The sequence below is a fragment of the Actinoplanes sp. NPDC051343 genome, assembly GCF_044455125.1.
Classification (GTDB): Bacteria; Actinomycetota; Actinomycetes; order Mycobacteriales; family Micromonosporaceae; genus Actinoplanes.
In genome coordinates this window covers 1-8,752 of record NZ_JBITEL010000041.1, presented here as the reverse complement: position 1 = coordinate 8,752, position 8,752 = coordinate 1, and the positions used below count along the sequence as shown (strand labels likewise).

At 68.2% G+C, this 8,752-nt stretch carries 2 protein-coding genes; one reads left to right on the top strand and one right to left on the bottom strand.

What is annotated here, in order from left to right:
• The coding region (locus ACIA5C_RS48460; RefSeq protein ID WP_396068147.1) for a hypothetical protein at positions 1–223 on the bottom strand (223 nt) is incomplete at its 3' end.
• On the opposite strand from ACIA5C_RS48460, the gene ACIA5C_RS48455 reads away from it, so the two are divergent.
• A partial coding sequence (locus ACIA5C_RS48455; RefSeq protein WP_396068145.1) for an amino acid adenylation domain-containing protein occupies positions 146–8,752 on the top strand: 8,607 nt, incomplete at its 3' end. The two genes, ACIA5C_RS48460 and ACIA5C_RS48455, sit on opposite strands and share 78 nt — an antisense overlap.

Below are 8,752 nucleotides of genomic sequence, written 5' to 3'. Positions count from 1 at the left end.
CCCGGACCAGCCGGTCTCCCGGGTCGACGTGCTCGGTCCGGCTGAGCGGCGCATGATCCTGGATGAGTTCAACGACACTGCCCGGCCGGTACCGGTGACGACGCTGCCGGACCTGCTGGGGGCGCAGGCCGGGGCGAGTCCGGATGTGGTTGCGGTGGTGTTCGAGGGCGTTGAGCTGACGTACCGGGAGTTGGACGAGCGGGCGAATCGGTTGGCTCGGCATTTGGTCGGGTTGGGGGTGGGTCCGGAATCGCTGGTCGGTTTGGTGTTGCCCCGGTCGGCGGAGTTGGTCGTGGCGGTTTTGGGTGTGCTCAAGGCCGGCGGTGCGTATTTGCCGATCGACGCGACCTACCCGGCCGAGCGAGTCGCGTTCATGCTCGACGATGCCGCGCCGGTGTGTGTGCTGACCACCAGGGATTTGGTCGGCGGTCTGCCCGACCGAACCGGTGTGGTGGTCTTGGACGACCCGACGACGGTTGGGGAGATCGCGGCGCAGCCGGCGACCGCGCTGACCGACGCCGACCGGCTGGGTGCGCTGCTGCCGGCCCATCCGGCGTACGTGATCTACACGTCAGGGTCGACCGGCCGGCCCAAGGGCGTCGTGGTCTCCCACGCGAACGTGGTCAATCTGGTGTCGTGGGCAGTCGACACGTTCGGGCGTGAGGGCCTGGCCAGAGTGGTGTGGTCGACCTCGTTGAGCTTCGACGTGTCGGTCTTCGAGTTCTTCTCGCCGCTGGCGTGTGGTGGTCAGATGCTGGTGGTCCGAGACCTGCTGGCTGCCGGTGACGACGATGTTCATTCCTGGAGTCCTGGTCTGCTCAGTGGGGTGCCGTCGGTGGCGGCCACCGTGGTCCGGGAATCACAGCTGCCCGCGTCGGTCGATGCCGTGGTGCTGTGTGGTGAAGCGGTGCCCGCCAGTCTGCCCGGCGAGCTCATGAGCAACGTGCCGGGCGTGGCGGTGTGGAACTGTTACGGCCCGACCGAGGCCACGGTGTACGCCACCGAGTATCTGGTTCCGCCAGGCGGGTCGGGGGTGCCGATCGGTCGGCCGTTGTGGAACACCCAAGCCTACGTGCTGGACCGTTTCCTGCAGCCCGTCGCGCCCGGGGTGACCGGAGAGCTGTATCTAGCGGGTACTCAGCTGGCCCGGGGTTATCTGGGTCGGGCCGGGTTGAGCGCGCAGCGGTTCGTGGCGTGCCCGTTCGGCGGGCCGGGTGAGCGGATGTACCGCACCGGGGACGTGGTGCGGTGGGCCGAGGGCGGGGTGCTGGAGTTCCTCGGCCGCTCCGACGATCAGGTGAAGCTGCGCGGCTTCCGCATCGAGCTGGGCGAGGTCGAAACAGCTCTGGCCCGGCATGAGGCGGTGGCTCAGGCCGTGGTGATGGTCCGGGAGGACCAGCCGGGGCAACGGCGCCTGGTCGCCTACGTCATCGCGGCCGCCGCCGACGCTGGTGTCGACGGGGAACGGTTGCGGGAGTTCGTGGGCCGGGTGCTGCCCGAGTACATGGTCCCGGCAGTCGTGGTGGTGCTGGACGCCTTCCCGTCGACGGCCAACGGGAAGGTGGATCGGGCCGCGCTGCCGATGCCGGACGTGTCGGTGTCGTGGCGGGGGCCGCGGACTCCGGTCGAGGAGTTGTTGTGTGGTCTGTTCGCCGAGGTTCTGGGGTTGCCGCGGGTCGGGATCGATGACGGGTTCTTCGCCCTGGGTGGGGACTCGCTGCTGGTGACCCGGCTGGTGTCGCGGATTCGTACGGCGATGGGGGTTGAGGTTTCGATTCGGGCGGTGTTCGAGGCGCCGACGGTGGCGGGGTTGGCCCGGTTGGTGGCTCGGAGCAGTGACCAGGCTAGGCCCGCGTTGGTGGCGGTGCCTCGTCCGCAGCGGCTGCCGTTGTCGTTCGCGCAGCAACGACTGTGGTTCCTCAACCGGCTGGAGGAGCAGTCCGGGGCCTACAACATTCCGGTCGCGGTGCGGGTCCACGGCGGGCTGGACGTGGCCGCGCTCGAGCAGGCGTTGACCGATGTGGTGGGCCGGCACGAGAGCCTGCGCACGGTCTTCGGTGAGATCGACGCGGTCGCGTTCCAGCGCATCCTGCCCCCGGGGCAGGCTGGTCCGGAGCTGAAAGTAAGCGACTGCACCGAGCAGGACCTGCCGGGATTGCTGGCCGCGGCGGCGGGTGAAGGGTTCGACCTGGCCGTGGATCTGCCGATCCGTGGTTTCTGCTTCGAGCTGTCCGAGTCAGAGCATGTGGTGTTGCTGGTGGTGCATCACGTGGCGGCGGACGGTTGGTCGATGGGTCCGTTGCTGCGGGATCTGTCGTCGGCGTATCAGGCTCGTCACCGGGGTGAGGCGCCGTTGTGGCCGGGGTTGGCGGTGCAGTACGCGGATTACGGGTTGTGGCAGCGGGAGTTGCTGGGTGAGGAGTCGGACCCGGAGAGTCTGGTCAGTGTTCAGGTGGCCTATTGGGCTCGGGCGTTGGCTGATCTGCCTGATCAGTTGGAGTTGCCGGGTGCTCGGGTGCGTCCGCCGGTGGCCTCGCACCGTGGCGCGGTGACCGAGGTGCGGATTGATGCCGGGTTGCATCGGGCGTTGACGGATCTGGCCCGTGCTTGCCGGGTGAGTATGTTCATGCTGTTGCAGGCCGGGTTGGCTGCGTTGTTGACCCGGTTGGGGGTGGGCACGGACATTCCGATCGGTGCGCCGGTCGCGGGGCGGACCGATGAGGCCGTGGACGATCTGGTCGGGATGTTCGTCAACACCCTGGTGCTGCGCACCGACGTGTCCGGCGATCCGAGTTTCCGGGAGTTGCTGGGCCGGGTCCGTGACATCGATCTGGCTGCCTATCAGCATCAGGATGTGCCGTTCGAGCGGCTGGTCGAGGTGTTGAACCCGGCCCGTTCGCTGGGCCGTCATCCGCTGTTCCAAGTGATGCTGGCCCTGCAGAACACCAGCGACGTAGCCGTGAACTTCCCGGACCTGGCCGTGACACCGGAGCCGGTGGCGGGTGGGTCGGCGAAGTTCGACCTGAGCCTGGGGCTGGCCGAGCAGCGTGGCCCGGACGGGCAACCCGCGGGGATCAATGGGGTGCTGGAGTACAGCCTGGACCTGTTCGACGAGCCCACCGCCACCGCGATCGTGACCCGGGTGGTCCGGTTGCTGGAGGCGGTGGCCGAGGATCCCGAACGGCCGATCTCGCAGGTGGATGTCCTCAAACCCGCCGAACGGCACATGATCCTCGAGGAGTTCAACGACACCGTCCGGTCGGTGCAGGTGACGACGTTGCCGGAGCTGCTGGCGGCGCAGGCCGCGGCGAGCCCGGATGCGGTTGCGGTGGTATTCGAGGGCACTGAGCTGACCTACCGAGATCTCGACGAGCGGGCCAACCAACTCGCTCGGCACCTCATCGGTTCGGGAGTGGGTCCGGAGAGTCTGGTCGGGCTCGTGCTGCCCCGGTCGGTCGAGCTGGTCGTGGCGGTGTGGGGCGTACTCAAGGCCGGCGGTGCGTATTTGCCGATCGACGTGACGTATCCGCGTGCCCGGATCGAATATGTCCTTGGCGACGCCACGCCGGTCTGCGTGCTGACCACCACGGCCCTGGCTGACAGTCTGCCCGGCGGAGCCGGTGTGGTGATGGTGGACGATCCGGAGACTGCGGAGCTGATCAGCGCGCTGCCGGCTGCCGGTGTGACGGACGCTGATCGGTTGGGTGCGTTGTTGCCGGCCCATCCGGCGTATGTGATCTATACGTCGGGGTCGACGGGCCGGCCCAAGGGCGTCGTGGTCTCGCACGCGAACGTGGTGAATCTGGTGTCGTGGGCGGTCGACACGTTCGGGCGTGAGGGCCTGACCAGGGTGGTGTGGTCAACCTCGTTGAGCTTCGACGTATCGGTTTTCGAGTTCTTCTCACCACTGGCGTGTGGTGGTCAGATGCTGGTGGTCCGGGATTTGCTGGCGGTCGGGGACAAGGCCGTGCATGACTGGGATCCCGGTTTGCTCAGTGGGGTGCCGTCGGTGGCGGCCACGGCGGTGCGGGAGTCGCGGCTTCCGTCGACGGTCAGCGCTGTGGTGCTGTGTGGTGAGGCTGTTCCGGCCGGACTTCCGGACGAGTTGATGGCCAGTGTCCCGGGTGTGAGTGTGTGGAACTGTTACGGCCCGACCGAGGCGACGGTGTATGCCACCGAGTATCGAGCGTCGGGGGACGGGTCCGGGGTGCCGATCGGCCGGCCGTTGTGGAATACCCGAGCGTATGTGCTGGACGGATTCTTGCAGCCGGTGCCGCCCGGGGTGGCGGGGATGGCCGGTGAGTTGTATCTGGCCGGGACGCAGTTGGCGCGGGGGTATCTGGGTCGGGCGGGGTTGAGCGCCGAGCGGTTTGTGGCTTGTCCGTTCGGTGAGCCGGGTGAGCGGATGTATCGCACCGGGGATGTGGTGCGGTGGGCCGAGGGTGGGGTGCTGGAGTTCCTGGGCCGCTCGGACGATCAGGTGAAGCTGCGCGGCTTCCGCATCGAGCTGGGCGAAGTGGAAACAGCTCTGGCTCGGCATGAGGCGGTGGCTCAGGCCGTGGTGATGGTCCGCGAGGATCAGCCGGGGCAGCGGCGGCTGGTCGCCTACGTCATTCCGGCCGCCGCCGACGCTGGTGTCGACGGGGAACGGTTGCGGGAGTTCGTGGGTCGGACGCTGCCCGAGTACATGGTCCCGGCGGCGGTCGTGGTGTTGGACGCTTTCCCGTCGACGGCTAACGGGAAGGTCGATCGGGCCGCGCTGCCGATGCCGGAGGTGCCCGGGCTGGTGTCGTGGCGGGGGCCGCGGACTCCGGTCGAGGAGCTGTTGTGCGGTCTGTTCGCGGAAGTTCTCCGGTTGCCGCGCGTCGGGATCGATGAGGGGTTCTTCGCGTTGGGCGGGAACTCGCTACTGGTGATCTGGTTGATGTCGCGGATCCGGTCGGTGATGGGGGTTGAGGTTTCGATCCGGGCGGTGTTCGAGGCGCCGACGGTGGCCGGGTTGGCCCGGTTGGTGGCTCAGAGCAGTGACCAGGCGCGGCCGACGTTGGTGGCGATGCCTCGTCCGCAGCGGCTGCCGTTGTCGTTCGCGCAACAGCGGTTGTGGTTCCTCAACCGGTTCGAGGAGCAGCCCGGGGCCTACAACATCCCGGTCGCCATGCGGGTCCACGGCGGATTGGACGTGCCCGCGTTCGAGCGGGCTCTGACCGACGTGGTGGGCCGGCACGAGAGCCTGCGTACGGTCTTCCTCGAGACCGATACCGATACCGGAGTGTTCCAGCAGATCCGCCCGCCCCAGGAAGCTCACCCCGAATTGGCAGTGCGCGCCTGCTCGGCACAGGACCTCCCCGGACTGTTGGCCGCGGCCGCCGTACAGGGGTTCGATCTAGCAGCCGAACTGCCGATCCGCGGCTTCTGCTTCCGGTTGTCCGAGGTTGAGCACGTGGTGTTGTTGGTGGTGCATCACGTGGCTGGGGACGGTGGCTCGATCGGTCCGTTACTGCGGGATCTGTCGAGGGCGTATGCGGCTCGTTGTCAGGGTCGGGCGCCGTCGTGGCCGGGGTTGGCGGTGCAGTACGCCGATTACACGTTGTGGCAGCGGGAGCTGCTGGGCGAGGAGTCGGACCCGGAGAGTCTGGTCAGCGTTCAGGTGGCGTATTGGGCTCGGGCGTTGGCCGGGTTGCCTGATCAGCTGGAGTTGCCGGGTGCCCGGGTGCGTCCGCCGGTGGCCTCGCACCGCGGGGCGGTGACCGAGCTGAACCTCGATGCTCGGTTGCATCGGGCGTTGACGGATCTGGCGCGTGATTGCCGGGTGAGCGTGTTCATGCTGCTGCAGGCCGGGTTGGCCGCGCTGCTGACCCGGTTGGGAGCGGGTACGGATATCCCGATCGGTGCGCCGGTCGCTGGGCGGAGCGACGACGCGGCTGATGAGCTGGTCGGGATGTTCGTCAACACCCTGGTGCTCCGTACGGACGTGTCCGGCGACCCGAGTTTCCGGGAGTTGCTGGACCGGGTCCGGGACACCGACCTGGCCGCGTACCAACATCAGGATGTGCCGTTCGAGCGGCTCGTGGAGCTGTTGAACCCGACCCGCTCGCTGGGCCACCACCCGCTGTTCCAGGTGATGCTGGCAATGCAGAACGTCAGCGAGTCGGCCGTGGACCTGCCGGGTCTGACGGTCACCGCCGAACCGGTCACGGCCCGGTCGGCGAAGTTCGACCTGAGCGTGGGCCTGACCGAGCACCGGACTCCGGACGGGCAGCCCGTGGGGATCACCGGGGTGCTCGAGTACAGCCTGGACCTGTTCGACGAACCCACTGCGCGGAGCATCGCGACCCGAATAGTTCGACTGCTGGAGACGGTCGCCGACGACCCCGACCGGCCCGTCTCACAGATCGAGGTCCTCGACCCGGCGGAACGGCACCGGCTCCTCGATGAGCTCAACCACACCGTCCACCCGGTGCCGGCCGTGACGTTGCCGGAGCTGCTGGGGGCGCAGGCGGCGGTGAGCCCGGATGCGGTCGCGGTGGTGTTCGAGGGCGTTGAACTGACGTACCGGGAGTTGGACGAGCGGGCGAATCGGTTGGCCCGGTATCTGGTCGGGTTGGGGGTGGGTCCGGAATCGCTGGTCGGTTTGGTGTTGCCCCGGTCGGCGGAGTTGGTCGTGGCGGTTTTGGGTGTGCTGAAGGCCGGCGGTGCGTATCTGCCGATCGACGCGACCTACCCGGCCGAGCGGATCACTTTCATGCTCGACGACGCCGCGACCGTGTGTGTGCTGACCACGACGGACTTGGTCGGCGGTCTGCCCGGCCGAGCCGGTGTGGTGATGCTGGACGACCCGACGACGGTTGGGGAGATCGCCGCGCAGCCGGCTACCGCGGTGGCCGACGCCGACCGGTTGGGCGGGCTGTTGCCGGCGCATCCGGCGTACGTGATCTACACGTCGGGGTCGACGGGCCGGCCCAAGGGCGTGGTGGTCACGCACGCAAACGTGGTCAATCTGGTGTCCTGGGCGGTCGGCACGTTTGGCGTTGAGGGCCTGTCGCGGGTGGTGTGGTCGACCTCGCTGAGCTTCGACGTGTCGGTCTTCGAGTTCTTCTCACCGCTGGCGTGTGGTGGTCAGATGCTGGTGACCCGAGACCTGCTGGCCGCCGGTGACGACGATGTTCATTCCTGGAGTCCCGGTCTGCTCAGTGGGGTGCCGTCGGTGGCTGCCACCGCGGTCCGAGAATTGCAGCTGCCGGCGTCGGTTGATGCGGTGGTGTTGTGTGGGGAAGCGGTCCCCGCCACTCTGCCCGGTGAACTGATGGCGAGTGTTCCGGGCGTGACGGTGTGGAATTGTTACGGCCCGACCGAGGCGACGGTGTATGCCACCGAGTACCAAGTGCCGGCGGGGGACGGGTCGGGAGTACCGATCGGCCAGCCGTTGTGGAACACCCGCGCCTACGTGCTGGACAGCTTCTTGCAACCGGTCCCACCGGGGGTGACCGGGGAGCTGTATCTGGCCGGCACGCAGCTGGCCCGGGGCTATTTGGGCCGGGCTGGGCTGAGCGCGCAGCGGTTTGTGGCGTGTCCGTTCGGCGGGCCGGGTGAGCGGATGTATCGCACCGGGGACGTGGTGCGCTGGGCCGAGGGTGGGGTGCTGGAGTTCCTGGGCCGCTCCGATGATCAGGTGAAGCTGCGCGGTTTCCGGATCGAGCTGGGCGAGGTCGAGACCGCGCTGACCCGGCACGAGGCGGTCGGCCAGGCCGTGGCGATGGTCCGGGAGGATCAGCCGGGGCAACGGCGGCTGGTCGCCTACGTCATCGCGGCAGGTGTTGACGGGGAGCGGTTGCGGGAGTTCGTGGGCCGGACGCTGCCCGAGTACATGGTCCCGGCGGCGGTCGTGGTGTTGGACGCTTTCCCGTCGACGGCTAACGGGAAAGTCGATCGGGCCGCGCTGCCGATGCCCGACGTGTCGGTGTCGTGGCGGGGGCCGCGGACTCCGGTCGAGGAGTTGTTGTGTGGTCTGTTCGCCGAGGTCTTGGGGTTGCCGCGGGTCGGGATCGATGACGGGTTCTTCGCCTTCGGTGGTGACTCGCTGCTGGTGACCCGGCTGGTGTCGCGGATTCGTACGGCGATGGGGGTTGAGGTTTCGATTCGGGCGGTGTTCGAGGCGCCGACGGTGGCGGGGTTGGCCCGGTTGGTGGCTCGGAGCAGTGACCAGGCTAGGCCCGCGTTGGTGGCGGTGCCTCGTCCGCAGCGGCTGCCGTTGTCGTTCGCGCAGCAACGACTGTGGTTCCTCAACCGGCTGGAGGAGCAGTCCGGGGCCTACAACATTCCGGTCGCGGTGCGGGTCCACGGCGGGCTGGACGTGGCCGCGCTCGAGCAGGCGTTGACCGATGTGGTGGGCCGGCACGAGAGCCTGCGCACGGTCTTCGGTGAGATCGACGCGGTGGCGTTCCAGCAGATCCGCCCGATCGAGGAAGCCACTCCTGAACTGGTAGTCCGTGACTGCTCGGCGCAGGAGTTGCCGGGGTTGCTGGCCGCAGCGGCGGGTGAAGGGTTCGATCTGGCGGTGGACCTGCCGATCCGCGGCTTCTGCTTCGAGCTGTCCGACGTTGAGCATGTGGTGCTGTTGGTGGTGCATCACGTGGCCGCGGACGGTGGCTCGATGGGTCCGTTGCTGCGGGATCTGTCATCGGCGTATGAGGCTCGTTGTGAGGGTCGGGCGCCGTCGTGGGCGGGGTTGTCGGTGCAGTATGCCGATTACGCG